Origin of the sequence: Streptomyces sp. NPDC046759 (assembly GCF_040645475.1) — a bacterium.
In the GTDB taxonomy this organism is placed as follows: Bacteria; Actinomycetota; Actinomycetes; order Streptomycetales; family Streptomycetaceae; genus Streptomyces.
The window spans coordinates 279,633-297,988 of the sequence record NZ_JBEYYJ010000002.1 but is presented as its reverse complement, the minus strand read 5'-3'; the positions used below and the strand labels follow the sequence as shown (position 1 = coordinate 297,988).

Below are 18,356 nucleotides of genomic sequence, written 5' to 3'. Positions count from 1 at the left end.
CCGCTCCGGTCGAGGGGACTGGGCAGCTACGTTACTCATAAGTAGCATGAGTGCTGAGCGCGCGCTCAGCGCCGCGCAGCTGTGCCACCCCCGCGTCTGGAGGAGAGCCATCGTGCCTCGTACCGTCAGGGACGTCGTCTTCGTCGACGGCGTCCGCACCCCGTTCGGCAAGGCGGGCCCGAAGGGCATCTACCACGAGACCCGCGCCGACGACCTCGTCGTGAAGGCGATCCGGGAGCTGCTGCGCCGCAACCCCGGTCTGGACCCGAAGAAGATCGACGAGGTCGCCATCGCCGCGACCACGCAGATCGGCGACCAGGGCCTGACCCTCGGCCGCACCGCAGGCATCCTCGCGGGCCTGCCGCAGTCCGTCCCGGGCTACTCGATCGACCGCATGTGCGCCGGTGCCCTGACCGCCGTGACGACCACCGCCGGTTCGATCGCCTTCGGTGCCTACGACGCCGTCATCGCCGGTGGCGTGGAGCACATGGGCCGCCACCCGATGGGCGAGGGCGTGGACCCGAACCCGCGGTTCGTGAGCGAGAAGCTGGTCGACGAGTCCGCCCTGTTCATGGGCATGACCGCGGAGAACCTGCACGACCGCTACCCGCACATCACCAAGCTGCGCGCCGACGAGTACGCGGTGCGCTCGCAGGAGAAGGCCGCCAAGGCGTACGCCAACGGCAAGATCCAGCAGGACCTGGTGCCGATCTCGGTGCGCCGCACCAGCCCCGAGGCCGGTGAGACGGGCTGGGGCCTGGTCACGGCCGACGAGCCGATGCGCCCGGGTACGACCCTGGAGAACCTCCAGGGCCTGAAGACCCCGTTCCGTGTGCACGGCCGGGTCACCGCCGGCAACGCGGCCGGTCTGAACGACGGTGCCACCGCGTCGATCATCGCCAGCGAGGACTTCGCCCGCGAGAACGGCCTGCCGGTCAAGATGCGCCTGGTGTCGTACGCCTTCGCGGGCGTCGAGCCGGAGGTCATGGGCTACGGCCCGATCCCGGCCACGGAGAAGGCCCTCGCCAAGGCGGGCCTGTCCATCTCCGACATCGGCCTGTTCGAGATCAACGAGGCCTTCGCCGTGCAGGTGCTGGCCCTCCTCGACCACTACGGCATCGCGGACGACGACGCGCGCGTCAACCAGTACGGCGGCGCCATCGCCTTCGGTCACCCGCTGGCCTCGTCCGGCGTCCGCCTGATGACGCAGCTGGCCCGCCAGTTCGAGGAACAGCCGAACGTCCGCTACGGCCTGACCACCATGTGCGTCGGCTTCGGCATGGGCGCGACGGTCATCTGGGAGAACCCGCACTTCGAGGGGGACAAGTGAGCACCACCGCCGAGCTTCTGAAGCAGGCCGCGCAGCAGTTCCCCGACGAGGTCGTCACCAGTGCGCACGTACGCCACTTCGACCTGCCGTTCGGTGCCGGCCGCTTCGCGCTGATCACGCTGGACAACGGCTTCGACCACACCAAGCCGACCACCTTCGGGCCGGGCTCGCTGGCGAACCTCAACGCCGCCATCGACCAGGTCGAGAAGGAGGCGGCGGACGGCGGGATCGTCGGCGTCGGCATCACCGGCAAGCCGTTCATCTTCGCGGTCGGCGCCGACCTCAAGGGCGTCGAGGTCCTCAAGGAGCACGAGCACGCGCTGGCCATCGGCAAGGGCGGCCACGACGTCTTCAAGCGCCTGTCGAACCTGGCCGTGCCGACCTTCGCCTACTACAACGGCGCGGCGATGGGCGGTGGCGTCGAGGTCGGCCTGCACTGCACCTACCGCACGGTGTCGAAGGCCGTCCCGGCGTTCTCGCTCCCCGAGGTCTTCCTCGGTCTGGTCCCCGGCTGGGGCGGCTGCACCCTGCTGCCGAACCTGATCGGCGCCGACAAGGCCGTCTCGGTCATCATCGAGAACTCGCTGAACCAGAACAAGCAGCTCAAGGGCAAGCAGGTCTTCGAGCTCGGCATCGCCGACGCCCTCTTCGAGGGCGCCGACTTCCTGGAGCAGTCGCTGCTGTGGACCGCGCAGGTCCTCAAGGGCGACATCGAGGTCGAGCGTCCGGTGATCGACCGCGGTGAGGCCTGGGACCAGGCGGTGGCCAAGGGCCGCTTCATCGCGGACTCCAAGGTGCACGGCGCGGCCCCGGCCGCCTACCGCGCCCTGGACATCATCGCGGCCGCCAAGAACGGCGACCTGCAGCAGGGGTACGACGCCGAGGACCAGGCCCTCGCGGACCTGATCATGAGCGGCGAACTCCGCGCCGGCCTCTACGCGTTCAACCTCGTCCAGAAGCGCGGCAAGCGTCCCGCCGGCGCCCCGGACAAGAACCTGGCCCGCCCGGTCACCAAGGTCGGCGTCGTCGGCGCCGGTCTGATGGCCTCGCAGCTGGCCCTGCTGTTCCTGCGCCGGCTGGAGGTGCCGGTCGTGCTGACCGACATCGACCAGGAGCGCGTCGACAAGGGTGTGGGCTACGTCCACGCCGAGATCGACAAGCTGCTCGGCAAGGGCCGGATCAACCAGGACAAGGCCAACCGCCTCAAGGCACTGGTCACCGGCGTCCTGGACAAGGCCGAGGGCTTCTCCGACGCCGACTTCGTCATCGAGGCCGTGTTCGAGGAGATCGGCGTCAAGCAGCAGGTGTTCGCGGAGGTGGAGGCGGTCGCCCCGGCGCACGCGATCCTCGCGACCAACACCTCCTCGCTCTCCGTCTCGGAGATGGCGTCGAAGCTGAAGCACCCCGAGCGGGTCGTCGGCTTCCACTTCTTCAACCCGGTCGCGGTCCTGCCGCTGCTGGAGATCGTCCGCGGCGAGAAGACCGACGACGCCTCCCTGGCCACGGCCTTCGCCGTCGCCAAGAAGCTGAAGAAGACCGCGGTCCTCACCAAGGACGCCCCGGCGTTCGTCGTGAACCGCATCCTGACCCGATTCATGGGCGAGATCCAGAACGTCATCGACGAGGGCACCCCGGTCGAGGTCGCCGAGAAGGCGATCGAGCCGCTCGGCCTCCCGATGTCCCCGCTGGTCCTGCTGGAGCTGGTCGGCCCGGCGATCGGCCTGCACGTCTCCGAGACCCTCAACAAGGCGTTCCCGGACCGCTTCAAGGTCTCCCCGAACCTCAAGGCGGTCGTCGAGGCGGGCAAGCGCGGCTTCTACGTCTACGACAGCGGCAAGCCGGAGCTGGACCCGGAGGTCGCCGCGCTGCTCAAGCAGGGCGACGTCGTCCTGACCGAGGAGCAGGTGCGGGCGCGGGTGCTGGACGCGGTGGCGCAGGAGATCGGGCTCATGCTCGACGAGGGCGTCGTCGCCGAGGCCCAGGACATCGACCTGTGCCTGATCACGGGCGCCGGCTGGCCCTTCCACCTGGGCGGCATCACGCCGTACCTGGACCGCGAGGGCGTCTCCGAGCGCGTGAACGGCAAGAAGTTCCTGGCGCAGGGCGTGGCGAGCGTCCCGGCGTAAGGCTCCGCGTACGGTCCTACGATGCCCGGTACACCGAGTGGTGTGCCGGGCATCGGCGTTTCAGCCGGCGGACGAACGGGCGTCCTCGACATGGACGACGTGCAGTTGCCTGCCGTCCTGGTCGCGCTTGGACCGTCCGTGGATCCCGACGGCGAGGTGCGAAGGGTCCTCGGACTCCTCGAGGGCGACGAAGGTGACGACGTCCGGGTGATGGCCCGTCACCAGCCAGCCCTCGCCGTTCTTCAGTTCGAGCACGCGGAAGTCGCCCGCCGGACCGCCCACGCTCACGGGGCCGTACTCGCGCAGGATCTCGGTCGCCCGGTCGGCGAGCCCTCCCTCGGGCTCCTCCAGCACCACGCATGTGCCGTGCTCGAACAGCACCCACGGTTTTCCGGATCCGGCGAGGAGGCGCCGCCAGGCGTCGATGAGTGTCTCGGTGTCCACGCCGGCCATCATGGCGCACTCGGATCCGCCGCGACGCCTCGGGCGCCGGGCCAGGGGTTCCGCCGGGTGACCGTGGACGCCGGCGGGCGACAGCCCGCTGCCGGGGAAGGCGTCCGCCACGGTCAGGCCGATGATCCGGGCCTCGTCCGAAGGGTGTCGGCTCAGACCTGCCGCCACGCCTCCAGCGCCAGGCCCGGCTCGTCCTTCCGCCGGGTCAGCAGGAGTTGGCCGGTCGACGGGGACAACGTTGCCGCCGCCACCCGGCCCTCCGCGTCCGTGGTGAGGGACACCGTCGCGTCCAGGGGCAGCCGGGGGCCCGACTCGGTCCACCAGGCGCCCGCCGACTCCAGCTCGGTCGGGTGGGCGGCGAAGGCGACGCGGCCGCCGGCGGAGCGCTGGGCGAGCAGGGTGCAGTCGTGACCGTCGAGGTCGCAGCGGACCGCCGCGACGGGGCCCGAACCGGCCGCCGGCAGCAGGGAGACCGGCTTGCCGCCCGGGCGCCAGGCGCACAGGTCGCCGGAGGTGTCGGTGTAGTGGACGGTGGTGCTGCCGGGCGAGGTGGCGAGGGCGTGCAGGGTGCCCGGGCGGACCGGGGCCCGCAGGCGCTCCGCCAGGACCGGCACGGCGCCCGGCTCCTCCTGGCGCCAGTACAGGATCCCGTCGGGCACGGCCGCGTACAGCTCGACACGGCCGGACTCCGCCGTCACCGCCGCCAGGCCGTCCTGCACCTTGCTGCCCCTGAGATCCGCCCAGGGCTCCCAGCCGCCCTTCTCCTTCTGCGCGACCATGTGCACCCCGCCGCCGTCGTTGCGGACGAACACATGGGCGCGGCCCTCGGCGTCGACGGCGACGGCCGGCGTGCCCGACCGGTCGCCGCCCCGCTTCCTCGGGTGGCCGATCGGATTCCAGTCCAGCGCCGCGAGGTGCGGCCGGAAGTGCGTGGAGTGCACCAGGCCGGACTCGCCCGGCGACGTCGGCCGCCAGGAGACCAGGTGTGCGTAGCCGTCGGCGCCCTGACCGACCGCGAGCACGGGGTGCAGTTCCTGCTCGCCGCCCACCCTGCGTGGGGTGGTCCAGGGACCGCCGCCGGGTGCGCGCTCCGCCCGGCACAGGACCGCGTCGCCCGACAGCTGGTAGACACTGAGCCGGCCGTCTCGGCCGCGCAGGAGCCAGTCGCCGTTCACCGGTTCACCTTATGCGCCGGTCGGCGGCGGCCCGCATCCGGTTCCCTCTCACAGCCGCTTCGCGCTGCGGAACAAGCCGGCGTAGAAGCCGTTCCCGTCCAGGCGCGAGACACCGCCCTGGTCGCCGATCGTGGGCCCGTTCTGCTCCTTGCGGCTGGAGATGAAGACCTTGTGTCCCTCGGTGTCCGGGCCGAGGTAGATCGCCGAGTGGTCCATGTGGTTGCCGGTGCGGTGGTCCATCTTGAAGAACAGCAGATCGCCGGGCTGGAGGACGTCGATGTTCTGCGGCCGCGTGTACCAGGGGCTCGGGCCCTGCAGCTTGATGATGTCGACACCCTCCTTGCCGCGGGCCATGCCGTCGGCGGTGCGCGGCAGCCCGTCCCCGTGGATGTTGTCGGACATCAGCGGGTAGCGGGCCCGGTAGCCGTAGACCAGCCGCAGATAGCCGGAGCAGTCCACGGAGCGCAGGCGGTCCTGCTGCGGGTACACCGTGACGCCGTCCCGGAAGGTGTACGGGATGCCGAGGTAGTCGTAGAAGTCGGTCTGCTCGTAACGGTCGACGCCGTCGGATTTGAGGGGTCCGTAGTAGGCGTGGCCCGCGTACTGGACGCCCTGGTCGTCCTTCTTGACCGGCGCGCCCACGATGTACTGGAAGGCGAACGCGAAGATGTCGTCCTCCTCGCTGCCGTAGTACTGCTTGAACCAGTCCTTGAACCACTGCTGCTTCTCGGCGCCCTGGGCCCAGGGCTCCGGCATGAGGCGGACCCAGTCGTCGGTGACGAGCTTGGTGCTGGTATTGGTGGGCTCGCTGAAGGTCCGCGTCGGGCCCTTGAGGGTGGCGGTGCGGGCGCCGTCGGTGAAGGTGGCGATGACCGCGCCCTTGCCGTCGCGCAGCACCGAACGCGCCGGGTTGTTCAGCCGTTCCCAGGTCTGCTTGCCGGGGGCGCCGCCCGAGCTGTGCAGGTTCTCCGTGATCGACTGCGCGGCCGGGAGCTTCGCCTTCTCGTCCTTGCGCAGTTCGTAGGTGAAGAAGGCGCTGCCCGCGAGCAGTGCCAGCACCGTCACCGCGTGGACGACGGGGCGGCCTTGGCGCTTCGGCATGGTGGGGGCTCCAGGAATGCGTCGGGTGAGGGCGGGTTCAGGCGGACGGCATGGCGCCGAGGAGGATGCCGGCGGTCAGCACCACATAGGTGGCGAGGGTGACCGTTCCGACGGACAGCAGGGTCGCGCCCTTGGGCTGGCGGACCAGCTGGTAGCCGACCAGGCCGGGGACGATGAAGCCGAGGGTCTGGTTGGCGTACAGCAGCGGGAACTCCATCTGCAGCACGATGATCACGGTGGCCTGGATGAGGACGCCGCTCAGCACGACCGCCGCGAACAGCCGCTTGCCGTAGAGGATCACGAACTTCTGCATGAGCAGCGTGGCGAGGTAGGTCAGCACGGTGACGCCGACCACGAGCGCGGCCCGCTGGAGGTCCTCGATGAGGGTGAGCGCGAGCCAGCCCGGAGTGATCATGCCGCCCGGCGACAGGTTGGTCGTCAGGTAGCACATGAGCGAGAACATCAGGCCCAGGCCGATGCCGATCGCGGCGATCTCGGGGGTGAGGACGGAGGGGATCAACGCTGTTCTCCTGGGCTGTGCCACTGCTGGCTGTCGTCGTCGGCGGAAGGCTGGGGCGGGCGGCGGGCCTCGAACAGCCCGCGGGGCCGGGCCGGTTCGGCCGCCCGGCCGCTGTCGGCGGGTGCCGGTGGCACGGCGGGGGCGGGCCGGCCTCCGTGGTACGGCCGCGGCTCGCTCCCGGTGTCGTACGAGGTCTCGTGCGGGTGCGCCTGGTCGTGTCCGGTCCGGCGCGTCGGCTCCTCGTGCGGGTAGGGGCGTTCGGCGTTCCGCTGCACGGGGATCTGCGGGACGTACGGCTGCTGGTGCGCGTAGCGCGCCTCGTACGCCTCCGGGTAGCGCTGGTACGGGTCGATGCGGGGCACGTACAGCTGCATGGTCTCGGACGAGTCGGCCGCCGCGGGCGCCGGCTCGGACCGGCCGGCCGGGGCCGCGGCGGCGGGTTCGTCGCCGCTCTCGTCCGGCGGCAGTTCGGCGAGGTGCTCCAGCAGGATCTCGCCCTGGCCGTGGATGTTGCCGATCGCGACCATCGACGAGTCCGCGCCGAGCATCTCCAGCATCTTGCCCATGAACTCCTCGGGGTCGCGCTTGTCGCCGCCGAGGTCGACGGCGCGCGAGCGGAACTCGGCGGGGATGGCGTCGATGGCGGACTTGGCCGGATGGCCGATGACGAAGACGCGTTCGGGGTCGAGGTCGGGGATGATCTCGCCCATCTGCCCGTTGCGTTCGACGCGGTCGGGACGGCAGTTGATGACCACGTTGAGCGGGCGGTTGATGGCGCCGAGATCGAGCAGCTGATTGATGTTCATCAGCGTCGACTCGGGGTCGTTGGCCGCGAAGACGTTGGCGAAGCGGAGCTTCTTGCCCTCGGGGGTGAGGTAGCGCTCGACGGAGAGGACGCCGGGGTCCGGCGGGGCGTCGTACATCCCCCGCAGGGCCGTCTCGCGGTCCACGCCGAGGAGTTCGGCGACGGCGAGGGCGATGGCCACGTTCTCCTTGAAGGTGAACCAGCTGAAGCCGCGCAGCTCCTCGTCGGTGACGGTCTCGGGATCGGCGTAGATCAGCTTGCAGTTACGCGCGTCCGCCTCCTCCTGGAGGATGTGGAAGCGCTCCTTCTCCGCGGTGACGCAGATGCCGTCCTCGGGCATCGAGCGGCACAGCGAGCGGGCCACGTCGTCCAGGGTCGGGCCCATCTCGGCGAGGTGGTCCTCACGGACGTTGCACAGCACGCCGATGGTGGAGCGGATCAGCTTGGACTGGTTGATCTCCTGCAGAGCCGGCATGACGGCCATGCACTCGATGACCAGGGCGTCCGGCTTGTACGCGGCGGCACGCCGCACGATGCCGATCTGCTCCACCACGTTGGCGATGCCGAACTTGCGGTAGACCGGCTCCTCGGTGGCGTCCGGGTGGATGAACCGGGCCGCGGTGCCGGTGGTCTTGGCGACCGTGACCAGGTCGCCGCCGCGCAGTGCGCCCGCGCACAGCCGGGTGATGGAGGACTTGCCGCGGATGCCGTTGACCAGGACGCGGGTGGGTATGTGGTCCAGGTTGGCGAAGTGCCGCCGCTGCTCCACGATGCCCGCGACGAGCAGTATCGCGCAGCAGACCAGCAGCACGGTGTAGAGGAAGAGCACGGGTGATCAGTTCCTTGTGTACTGCTGAGGCGGGTACTGCTCGGGGGTGTACGGCTGGTGCGCGCGGCCTTCGGGCGGGTCCTGGCGCTCGGGGTGCTGCTCGGGCGGGTCCTGCCGTCGCGTGGGCTGCTGCTCGGGCGGGTCCTGCCGTCGAGTGGGCTGCTGCGGGGCGGGCGGCCGGGGCGGGGTGCGGCGGGGCTGCTGCCGGCGCTGGTCCTGCAGTTGCTGCCGGATCAGTTCCAGGGAGCGGGTGACCGCGCCGACCTCGTCGTGGTGCTGCGGGAACAGCACCGTCTTCCGGTCGCCGTCGGCCAGCGCCTCGGCCCGTTCGGCCAGGGTGCGCAGCGGCCGGCCCACGACGATGTGCATCCAGCCCAGGCAGGCGACGGCCGCCGCGGCTCCGAGCACACCGGCGAGGACGGTGCGGTTCTGGGCGTCGTACGCCGGGAGGTCCAGACGGTTGACCGGCTGCCAGCTGACCACGCTCAAGTGCAGCGACTCGGCCGCGCCGCCGCCGGAGAACGGCGCGGCGGCGGCGATCCGCACCCCGTTCTCCCGGTAGAGCAGGCCACCCGGACGCGGTTTCTTGCCGATCCGCTGGGAAGTGGCCTCGACCAGGTCCCTCAGGTGGTCTTCGGGCAGCGACTGGAAGGCGAGGAAGCCGGTGTTGCCGGCGATGACCTGGTGCCGGTCGTCCACGAGCCGGACCGCGCCGAGGCCCGGCCGGGTCAGCAGGGCGTTGAGGAACGCGACGCGGAACTCGCCGATCAGCTGGGCCCCGCCCCGCCCGGGTATCTCGGCCTCGGCGACGACGACGGGCTCCTTGCCGCCGCGGCCCAGCAGCCTGATGGGCTTGTCGGAGACCCGGTCGGGCTGGATCACCTTGGGCTTCTTGCCTTCGCGGGCCTGGATCGCGCCGGAGTGGTCGACGACGTACAGGGAGCGGTAGCGCTTGTTCTCGTTGTAGGTGCGCTCCAGCACCGTCTGCATGGCCTCGGGTGAGGTCTTGTCGCCGATCAGGGAGGCCACGGACTGCAGGTCGGCGTCGCCCTCGTTGAGCGCGCGGCGCACCCGGTCGCTCAGCGTGTCGGTGCGTTCGCGCTGGTCGTTGACGAGCTGCCGGGGTACCTCGGCGGTGCTGTCGGCCCGGTTGAACAGCAGCATCAGCGGCGCGGACCAGGCCAGCAGCAGCACCGCGCTGACGGCGAGGAGGGTGCTGGTGCCCACCCGGCGCAGTCCGTCCGGGCGCTCGGCGGGGCCGGTGGCCTCGGCGCTCTCGCCGAGCAGCTGCCGGCGCAGCCGTTCCAGGGCGCCTCCGATGCGGTGCGCCTCGCCGTAGCCGGGGACGGTGACGGGCCGGGTCAGATCGCCGCGGGTGAGCCGGCGGGACTCCAGGAACAGCCGGATGAGCGGGCGCTGCACGGTGCCCAGCAGCACCGCCACGGCCAGTGCGCCGACGACGAGCAGCGCCCCGCCCGCCGCCAGTCCGAACACCGGCGAGCCGGCCTGGCCGGAGTCCTCGGTGACCTTGACCATGGCGACCACGGACAGGCCGAGTCCGCTGGCCGTGGTGGTCTCGCCGGGTTCGCCCGCGGCGAGTGTGGCGTATCCGGCGACGGATCGGTCGCCCTGCAGCTTTCCGCCGAGCAGGCTGCCGCTGATGCCCTGGTAGCCGCTGGTGCCGGGCTCCTTGCTGCTGCGCGGGTCCTGCTGCGCCTTGCGGGCGGCCTGCCCGGCGAAGTCCGCCAGCTGCTTGGTGGACTGGGTGATGTCCTTGCGGTCGATGCTGTTGCGCGCGGACTCGGGTGCGGCGATGCCGTCGCTGCTGAGGATCGAGCCGCCCGCGTCGACCACGGCGATGGAGCGGAACTGGCCGAGGCTGATACCGGGGAACTTCAGGTTCCGGGAGGCCACCAGCAGCAGTTGCGGCTTGCCCGGCCAGGTGAGCAGCCCGAAGGACAGCAGCCGCACCTCGCCGTTCTTCTGCCGGACCATCCGCGGGGCCAGGCCGTCCTCGCCGCTGAGGGAGCTCAGGTCCACGGAGGTGAGCGGCACCGCCTCGCCGCGGGCCGCGACCAGTTTGCCGGTGCGGACCTCGACGACGGCGGTGCCCATCCACTTCTGGTAGGTGCTGCCGAGCTTGTCGAGGACGGCGTCGCCGGAGACCGGCTCTCCCGCGCTGAACAGCGCGGCGGAGCGGGTGACGTCGGTGTCGGACTCGTCGATGGAGGCGCGCAGCGCGATCGCGCCGTCCTCGGCGAAGTGCTGCTGCGACGTCAGCACCGCTCTCGGCACACCCGCGTCGTCGACCCGGCCCAGCACGAGTGCGCTGATGCCGGCGAGCGTCAGCAGCAGCGCCGAGAGGACCGCGATCGGTGGGCGGATGCCTCCGATCAGCGACATGTCGGCTCGGCGGCGGGCTCGGTGCTGCCGCGCCGGGGGCGGTGACGCCACGGGAGGGTCCTCTCATGCATGCGGTTGTGGGGCACACCAAAGGTAAGGGGGTACCCAGCAACCTCAGACACGTAAGGGAGCCGTGAAGTTGCAGTAAGCGCGACGTGATTTGGGCAACATCGTGCAACCGTCGGGCACCTTCGGGTGTCTTCGGGCCGAATATGACGACTATTCCGGCAAAGCGGTCAGGGGCTTCAGTCCGTCCGCTCGCGCTCCGCGGTTGAGCAGGGTGCCCTCGGTGCGCTCGAACGCCAGCCGGAGCCGGGCCTTCTGGGCGCCGGTGAGACCGTGGCCGTCACGCAGCGCGGCCGGCACGTCCAGCAGGCGGTAGTCCCGCGCGTCGTCGTCGGTGTAGGAGGCGTTGCCGCCGTCCCGGACGTTCTCGGGGTCCGGCGGGATGGTCAGCAGGGTCGGCTCGAAGCGCGGCTGCACGTCCCAGTGACCCTTGCCGTGCTCGGTGAACGTGAACCAGGCGATCACGCCCTCCTCGGTCAGGCCCGTCGGCACCTCGTGCCGGGCTATCTGGTTGCCGAGACCGTAGGAGATCCAGGTCCCGCCGACCTTCTCCATCGGCTCCACGACGTGCGCGTGATGGCCGATGACCAGGTTGACCCCGGTGTTCCGGGCGATCTGCCGGGCGAAGGAGATCTGCGCCGCCGACGGTTCCGGGTGGTGCTCACGGCCCCAGTGCAGGGAGAGGATGACCACCTCGGCACCCGCCTTGCGGGCCCGCTGCTCGGCGGTCCTGATCCGGCCGAGGTCCTGCTGGTTGGCCAGCCACGGCTTGTCCTTGGGCAGTGTGTGCGGCTCGTTGAAGCCGTAGGCGAAGGAAATCTGCGCCACCTTGACGCCCTTGACGTCCATCACCAGCGGAGTGAGCGCCTCCTTCTCGGTCCGGGCGGAGCCGGTGTGTCTCAGCCCGGCGGCGTCCAGCGCGTCCAGGGTGCGCTTCACCCCCTCGTAGCCGTGGTCGAGGGTGTGGTTGGAGGCGGTGGAACAGGTGTCGTAACCGATGTCCTTGATCGCCTTCGCCTGCTGGGGCGGCACCTGGAAGTCGGGGAAGCCCTGGAAGGGGCCCTGCGCCGGGCCCATGACCGGCTCGAAATGACAGATCGCCAGGTCCGCCTCGCTGATCACCGGCTTGATGCCGGCCATCATCGGCCCGAAGTCCAGGCCGTCCACGCCCTTGCCGGTGCGCTTCGCGTCCTTGCGTGCCTGGTCCACCAGTTCGGGGTGCATCAGGATGTCCCCGGCGGCGGCGACGGTGAAGGAGCGCCCACCGCTCTGGGCGCCGGCGTCGTCCGAGAGGAGGCCACAGCCGGACACGGCGGCGAAAAGGGAGAGCGGGGGCAGCAGGGACAGCAGGGTCCGGCTACGGCGTCTGTTCACCAAGATATCTTGATACAACCATGAGAGCCCAACGCTCACGCATCATAACGATCGCAACACTTCTGCTGGTCATCACCGGTCTCGCCGGTGTTCTCACCATCCTGCTGCGTTCCTCCGGCGGCCCCGCGCACGCCCCCGGCCGGCCCGCCCCGAAGCAGGCCCAGCAGATCGATCTGGCGCACGAGGTGGCGGACTACACGAGCCGGTTCGGTCCCGGCCACGGCTATGTGCAGCCCGGCCCCGCCGACCGCGAGGACATCGCCGCGGCCGTCGGACTGCTGCTCGACGGCCACCGCGATCAAGCGGAACGACGGCTCGCGCAAAGGGACTTCACAGTGCGCACGGTCGTCGACCGGCCCTCCGGCCGCCGCTTCGTCGAGGTGGCCGACCGCACCGACCCCGCAGCGGCGCCGCGCGGCTGGGGCCGGGTCTACCTCGATCTGGACCACCGCCCGAGCTGGTCCGTCCAGGTCCCGCATCCCGGCTTCGACCTGGGCACAGAGCAGGTGGGCGTGCGGGTGCTGCGCGGCCGGCCCGGCGGAGTTCTGGTGATCGCGGGAGCACATCGCAAAGCCGGAATCGGTAATTCCGCCGACGTGGCGCATCGCACGGACACCGTTTTCCACGCCATCTGCGCCGAGCTGGCCCGCCGTGGGATGCCCGGGATCCAGCTGCACGGCTTCGCCGCCTCCGCCGCACCCGGCTACGACGTGATCGCCTCCACCGGTGCCGGGTCGGCGGGCCGGCAGGACGGCCGCGACCTGGCCGACGCCCTGCGCGGCCACGGCTTCCGGGTGTGCCGGGCCTGGGCGCGGTCCTGCCCGCTGGAGGGCCTCACCAATGTGCAGGGCCAGGTCGCCGACGCCGACCATGTGCCGTTCCTGCACGTCGAGTTCTCCCCCGGAGTACGCGCCGGCGGACCCCCCGCCGAGCGGGCGGCCGCCGCGATCGCCGAGATCACACGCCGGTGGGCGGGACGGCCCGTGAGACAATGAGCCTGCCACCACGCGACACGACAAGGCTGCTACCGACATGACGGACACCTCGGGCGCGGCGCACCGGCCTCTGCCGCTGCCTCTGGTCATCGTCGACGGCGCGAACGCCGTCGGATCGGTCCCCGACGGCTGGTGGCGCGACCGCCGCGGAGCCGCCGAGCGGCTGCGCGACCGGCTGGTGCCCTTCGCGCGGTCCGGCGTGGCGAGCCTGCCGGGACCACTGGAGCTGGTCCTGGTGGTGGAGGGCGCGGCCCGGGGCGTGGCCTCGGTGCCCGGGGTGCGCGTCGAGGCAGCGTCCGGCAGCGGCGACGACCTCGTCGTCGACCTCGCGGCGGCGGCAGGCGACCGCCCGTGCCTGGTCGTCACGGCCGACCGCGAGCTGCGCCGCCGGGTCCGGGAACACGGGGCACAGGTCACGGGCCCCCGCGCGGTACTGTCCTGACCCCCGCGCGGTGCCGGGGCCGTCTTTCTCGGGCTCCTCGGTGCGGCACACGGCGGTGCCGGGACGGGCTCCTTGCTGTGGCACACGGCGCCGCCGAGGCCAACCTCCTTGGCCCGGCACACGGTGGCGCCGGGCCCGACCCCTTGGTCCGGCACACCGCGGTGGGGGGCCAGCCCGTCGGCGGTGCACACCGGGGAAGTGCCCGGACCAGCCCCATGCGCGCCACGCGGGCACCGGGGCCGAGCCCATGGCTCGGCACACGGCCATACCAGGGCCGGCTCCTTGCTGCGGCACAACGGCGGTGCCGAGGCCGACCCCTTGACGCGGCACACCGTGGTGCCGGCGGCCCCGGCCGCGCCCCAGCGTCCGCGGGCCGCGCACCGCGGACGGCCACCGCGCCGGGCGGTATGAGTGGCTCGGAGCGGGCGCGCCGCGCGTCGTCGGAGGTGAGTCCGGCGGGGACCGGCGGATCCGGCGCCGCCCTGCGGCCCTGCTTTCCCCATCGCCCCCGGCGCCGGGCGCTGGTGCCGGGGCACCGGCGAGGAAGAACTGGGCCAGGACGCGAGCACCCGCAGCCCGGCCGGTGGGCCGGAGCCCCGTACAGCCATGGCGGAGTACAGCCGCACGGCTGCCGCCGTATGCGCTCGACGGCGCACCCGCGGCCGGGCCGGTGAGCCGGAGTCGGACAGCGCCGAGGCCGACTCGTACAGCCGAGGGAGCGGAGGCGGTGCGGTCCGCGGCGGGGTCTTACGGCTCCCCGCCCCGGGCCGGCAGCCAGGCCGGCCGGCGACGGGCTCTCGTCCGGGTTCCGCAGCGGCCGGAGGAGGGCCGGCAGCCGGGTGGCCCAGTCGGCGCCGCAGACAGGGGCGGCCGGGTCCCGTACGGGTGATGGTCCTCGCGGCCAGGGCCCGTGCGGGAGTCGGCGGGGCCGCGCGCCTGGGCGGTACGCCGTCCGGGCCCGCCGTGCCGAGCGAGCGGGGCTCACGGAGTGGGGGCGAGGACGTAGCCCGGCGCAGGGGCTACGGGGTGTTCCCGGCGGACGGCCGCCGGGCCGGTCCGGCGGAGGTCCGCTCGGCCAGGGCCAGCCGGCTGTGGGTGCGGCCGTACAGGAAGTAGACGCAGAAACCGATCACCATCCAGATGACGAACCGCAGCCAGGTCTCGGCCGGCAGGTTGAGCATCAGCCACAGCGAGGCGCACACCGACAGGATCGGGATGACCGGCACCCAGGGCGTGCGGAAGGCGCGCGGGAGGTCCGGACGCGTCCGGCGCAGGATGATCACGCTGATCGCGACGACGACGAACGCGAAGAGCGTGCCGATGTTCACCAGCTCGGCCAGTTCGCTGAGGCTGGTGAAGCCGGCGACGATCGCGATGATCACGCCGAGCAGGATGGTCGGCCGGTGCGGGGTCCTGAAGCGCGGGTGGACGCGGGAGAAAAAGCGCGGCAGCAGCCCGTCGCGGCTCATCGCGAAGAACACCCGGGTCTGGCCGAGCAGCAGGATCATGCACACGGTGGTCAGGCCGATGGCCGCGCCGAAGCTGATGACACCGGCGAACCAGGGGTGCCCGATGGCCTTGAAGGCGTCCGCGAGCGGGGCCTCCACGGACAGCTTCGAGTACTTCTCCATGCCGACGACGACGAGGGAGACCGCGACGTAGAGCACGGTGCAGATGACGAGCGAGCCGAGGATGCCGCGCGGCATGTCCCGCTGCGGGTTGCGGGTCTCCTCGGCGGCCGTGGCCACGATGTCGAAGCCGATGAACGCGAAGAACACCACCGAGGCGGCCGTGAAGACACCCATCACACCGAAGTTGGCGGGAGCCCAGCCGAACATGAGCTGGATCAGCGGGGCTTTGAGATTGCCCCCGGCCGGCACCGGCTGGGCGGGCGGGACGAACGGCGAGTAGTTCCGCGACGTGATGAAGAAGGCACCGGCGATGATCACGATGAGCACGACCGCCACCTTGATGGCGACGACGAGCGAGGTGATGCGGGCCGACAGCTTCATGCCGAGCACGAGGATCCCGGTGAGGACCAGCACGAGGACGGCGGCGAGGACGTCGAAGCCGAAGCCGGAGGCGTTGTCCCGGCCGGCCAGGTAGCCCGGCAGATGCCAGCCGGCGTTGTCCAGCAGCGAGCGGATGTAGCCGGACCAGCCGACCGCCACCACCGCCGTGCCGAGCGCGAACTCCAGCACCAGGTCCCAGCCGATGATCCAGGCGGGCAGCTCGCCCAGGGAGGCGTAGCTGAACGTGTACGCCGAGCCCGCCACGGGGACCGTGGAGGCGAACTCGGCGTAGCACAGGGCCGCGAGTGCGCAGACCACGCCGGCCACCACGAAGGCCAGGGACACCGCCGGGCCGGCGTTGTTCCTGGCGACCTGTCCGGTGAGGACGAAGATGCCGGTGCCGATGATGACACCGACGCCGAAGACGGTCAGATCGAGGGCCGAGAGGGACTTCCTGAGCGAATGCTCCGGTTCCTCGGTGTCCTGGATGGACTGCTCGACGTTCTTCGTCCTGAACAGCGCGCTGCTCACGTGCCTGCCTCCCACGCTTGGGGACCTCGCCGTGGCCCGTCATGATCGAGAGGGTCGGGACCCGTATGCCCCGGCACAGGCAGGTTCACGCAGACGGGCCGGTTCCGCCACCGCAGGGAGTGGCGTGACCGGCCCGTGAGAGGCGCGTCCCGCGTCAGTCGCGCGCGGGCTCCACGGAGTCGACCTCGGCGGCCGTACGGTCGAACCGGCCGTCGAGTTTGGCGACCAGTCCGGTGACCTGGCGGGCGATGTCCGGGGCGGTCAGGCCGATCTCGGCGAGGACCTCGGCGCGGGAGGCGTGGTCCAGGAAGCGCGGCGGGATGCCGAAGTCGCGCAGCGGTACGTCCACGCCCGCGTCGCGCAGGGCCTGGGCGATCGCGGAGCCGACCCCGCCCGCCCGGCTGTTGTCCTCGACCGTGACGACGACCCGGTGCCGCTCGGCGAGCGGGGCCATGGCCTCGTCGACGGGCTTGACCCAGCGCGGGTCGACCACGGTGGTGGAGATGCCCTGCTTGTCGAGCAGGCCGGCGATCTCCAGGCACATCGGGGCCAGCGCGCCGACGGAGACCAGCAGCACGTCCGGCGTGTCGGCGCCGGGCTCGCGCAGCACGTCCATGCCGCCGACCCGGCCCACGGCCGGTACGGCGGGGCCGACGGCGCCCTTGGAGAAGCGCACCACCGTCGGGGCGTCGTCGACGGCGACGGCCTCGCGCAGCTGGGCCCGCACCTGCTCGGCGTCGCGCGGCGCCGCCAGCCTGAGCCCCGGCACGACCTGCAGGATCGACATGTCCCACATGCCGTTGTGCGAGGCGCCGTCCGTTCCGGTGACGCCGGCCCGGTCCAGTACGAAGGTGACGCCGCACTTGTGCAGGGCCACGTCCATGAGGACCTGGTCGAAGGCGCGGTTGAGGAAGGTGGCGTACACCGCGAAGACGGGGTGCAGCCCGCCGTGCGCGAGGCCGGCGGCGGACACGGCGCCGTGCTGCTCGGCGATGCCGACGTCGTACACGCGCTCGGGGAACCGTCTGGCGAACCTGTCCAGGCCGACGGGCTGGAGCATGGCCGCGGTGATGGCCACGACGTCCTCCCGCTCCTCGCCGAGCCTGACCATCTCGTCACCGAAGACGGAGGTCCAGTCGGCACCCGAGCTGGCGATGGGCAGGCCGGTGTCGGGGTGGATCTTGCCGACGGCGTGGAAGCGGTCGGCCTCGTCCTGGAGGGCGGGCTGGTAGCCGCGGCCCTTCTCGGTGAGGCAGTGCACGATCACCGGGCCGCCGAACCGCTTGGCCCGGGCCAGCGCGGACTCCAGCGCCTCGATGTCGTGTCCGTCGATCGGGCCGACGTACTTCAGGCCCAGGTCCTCGAACATGCCCTGCGGGGCGATGAAGTCCTTCAGGCCCTTCTTGGCGCCGTGCAGGGTCTCGTACAGCGGCCTGCCGACGACCGGGGTGCGCTCCAGGATGTCCTTCCCACGGGCGAGGAACCGCTCGTAGCCGTCGGTGGTCCTGAGCGTCGCCAGGTGGTTGGCGAGGCCGCCGATGGTCGGGGCGTACGACCGCTCGTTGTCGTTGACGACGATGACCAGGGGGCGGTCCTTGGCGTCGGCGATGTTGTTCAGCGCCTCCCAGGCCATGCCGCCGGTCAGCGCCCCGTCACCGATGACGGCGACGACATGGCTGTCCCGCTTCTTCAGCTGGTTGGCCTTGGCGATGCCGTCGGCCCAGCCGAGCACCGTGGAGGCGTGGCTGTTCTCGATGACGTCGTGCTCGGACTCGGCCTGCGAGGGATAGCCCGACAGGCCGCCCTTCATCTTCAGCCTGGAGAAGTCCTGCCGGCCGGTGAGCAGCTTGTGCACGTAGGACTGGTGGCCGGTGTCCCACAGGACTTTGTCCCTCGGGGACTCGAAGACGCGGTGGAGGGCGATGGTGAGCTCGACGACGCCCAGGTTCGGGCCGAGGTGGCCGCCGGTCTTGGAGACGGCCTCGACGAGGAAGGTCCGGATCTCCTCTGCCAGCTGGTCCAGCTCCTCCGGGCTGAGCCGGTCCAGATCGCGCGGTCCCCTGATGCGGGTCAGCAGCGGCACCCGTGCCTCCTTGCGTTGAGCTGATCGAGCTTTGCCGGGCTCGCCCGAGTCTAATGTTCATGGTTTGCACGACACGACAGCGCCCGGCGCCTTTCGGGCGCCGGGCGCTGT

13 protein-coding genes are annotated in these 18,356 nt (G+C 71.4%); 4 read left to right on the top strand and 9 right to left on the bottom strand.

Annotated features, from left to right (window positions below; genetic code table 11):
- Positions 1 to 112 precede the first annotated feature (112 nt).
- Together ABZ919_RS03995 and ABZ919_RS03990 are read left to right on the top strand one after the other, a co-directional pair.
- Positions 113 to 1,330, top strand: a complete 1,218-nt coding sequence (locus tag ABZ919_RS03995; protein ID WP_361242438.1) for an acetyl-CoA C-acyltransferase — start codon at positions 113 to 115, stop codon at positions 1,328 to 1,330.
- Positions 1,327 to 3,456, top strand: a complete 2,130-nt coding sequence (locus ABZ919_RS03990) for a 3-hydroxyacyl-CoA dehydrogenase NAD-binding domain-containing protein (RefSeq protein ID WP_361242436.1) — start codon at positions 1,327 to 1,329, stop codon at positions 3,454 to 3,456. Before ABZ919_RS03995 ends, ABZ919_RS03990 begins: the two co-directional genes overlap by 4 nt.
- A 60-nt stretch (positions 3,457 to 3,516) precedes the next feature.
- Here ABZ919_RS03990 and ABZ919_RS03985 read toward each other — a convergent pair whose 3' ends face one another.
- The 7 genes from ABZ919_RS03985 to ABZ919_RS03955 form a co-directional block, all read right to left on the bottom strand.
- Positions 3,517 to 3,909, bottom strand: a complete 393-nt coding sequence (locus ABZ919_RS03985; RefSeq protein WP_361242854.1) for a hypothetical protein — start codon at positions 3,907 to 3,909, stop codon at positions 3,517 to 3,519.
- A gap of 152 nt (positions 3,910 to 4,061) precedes the next feature.
- A complete protein-coding gene (locus ABZ919_RS03980) occupies positions 4,062 to 5,084 on the bottom strand; it encodes a hypothetical protein (RefSeq protein ID WP_361242433.1) in 1,023 nt (340 codons plus the stop codon).
- Between the two features lie 48 nt (positions 5,085 to 5,132).
- A complete protein-coding gene (locus ABZ919_RS03975) occupies positions 5,133 to 6,185 on the bottom strand; it encodes a hypothetical protein (RefSeq protein ID WP_361242430.1) in 1,053 nt (350 codons plus the stop codon).
- A 37-nt stretch (positions 6,186 to 6,222) separates the two neighbouring features.
- Positions 6,223 to 6,705, bottom strand: coding sequence for a poly-gamma-glutamate biosynthesis protein PgsC/CapC (locus tag ABZ919_RS03970; protein WP_055706323.1), 483 nt, complete (start codon positions 6,703 to 6,705; stop codon positions 6,223 to 6,225).
- Positions 6,702 to 8,339, bottom strand: coding sequence for a poly-gamma-glutamate synthase PgsB (pgsB, locus tag ABZ919_RS03965; protein WP_361242427.1), 1,638 nt, complete (start codon positions 8,337 to 8,339; stop codon positions 6,702 to 6,704). Before pgsB ends, ABZ919_RS03970 begins: the two co-directional genes overlap by 4 nt.
- A 6-nt stretch (positions 8,340 to 8,345) precedes the next feature.
- On the bottom strand, positions 8,346 to 10,793 hold the full coding sequence (locus tag ABZ919_RS03960; protein WP_361242425.1) for a HAMP domain-containing protein: 2,448 nt from the start codon (positions 10,791 to 10,793) through the stop codon (positions 8,346 to 8,348).
- A gap of 168 nt (positions 10,794 to 10,961) precedes the next feature.
- Complete coding sequence (locus ABZ919_RS03955) at positions 10,962 to 12,182, bottom strand: CapA family protein (RefSeq protein WP_361242422.1); 1,221 nt, start codon at positions 12,180 to 12,182, stop codon at positions 10,962 to 10,964.
- A gap of 20 nt (positions 12,183 to 12,202) precedes the next feature.
- Here ABZ919_RS03955 and ABZ919_RS03950 point away from each other — a divergent pair, with 20 nt between their 5' ends.
- Both ABZ919_RS03950 and ABZ919_RS03945 read left to right on the top strand, forming a co-directional pair.
- Positions 12,203 to 13,177: a hypothetical protein gene (locus ABZ919_RS03950; protein WP_361242419.1), complete on the top strand. Its 975-nt coding sequence runs from the start codon at positions 12,203 to 12,205 to the stop codon at positions 13,175 to 13,177.
- 37 nt (positions 13,178 to 13,214) lie between these two features.
- On the top strand, positions 13,215 to 13,619 hold the full coding sequence (locus ABZ919_RS03945; RefSeq protein WP_361242416.1) for an NTP pyrophosphohydrolase: 405 nt from the start codon (positions 13,215 to 13,217) through the stop codon (positions 13,617 to 13,619).
- A gap of 1,019 nt (positions 13,620 to 14,638) precedes the next feature.
- Here ABZ919_RS03945 and ABZ919_RS03940 read toward each other — a convergent pair.
- Together ABZ919_RS03940 and dxs are read right to left on the bottom strand one after the other, a co-directional pair.
- Positions 14,639 to 16,162 (bottom strand): amino acid permease, encoded by a 1,524-nt coding sequence (locus tag ABZ919_RS03940; RefSeq protein WP_361242413.1) that lies wholly within the window; start codon positions 16,160 to 16,162, stop codon positions 14,639 to 14,641.
- Between the two features lie 154 nt (positions 16,163 to 16,316).
- Positions 16,317 to 18,245: a 1-deoxy-D-xylulose-5-phosphate synthase gene (gene dxs / locus ABZ919_RS03935; protein WP_361242410.1), complete on the bottom strand. Its 1,929-nt coding sequence runs from the start codon at positions 18,243 to 18,245 to the stop codon at positions 16,317 to 16,319.
- Positions 18,246 to 18,356 lie beyond the last annotated feature (111 nt).

Coding starts and splice junctions, on each gene's coding strand:
- ABZ919_RS03985 (WP_361242854.1), bottom strand. CDS start 3,909: ATGGCCGGCGTGGACACCGAGACACTCATCGACGCCTGGCGGCGCCTC.
- ABZ919_RS03975 (WP_361242430.1), bottom strand. CDS start 6,185: ATGCCGAAGCGCCAAGGCCGCCCCGTCGTCCACGCGGTGACGGTGCTG.
- ABZ919_RS03950 (WP_361242419.1), top strand. CDS start 12,203: ATGAGAGCCCAACGCTCACGCATCATAACGATCGCAACACTTCTGCTG.
- ABZ919_RS03945 (WP_361242416.1), top strand. CDS start 13,215: ATGACGGACACCTCGGGCGCGGCGCACCGGCCTCTGCCGCTGCCTCTG.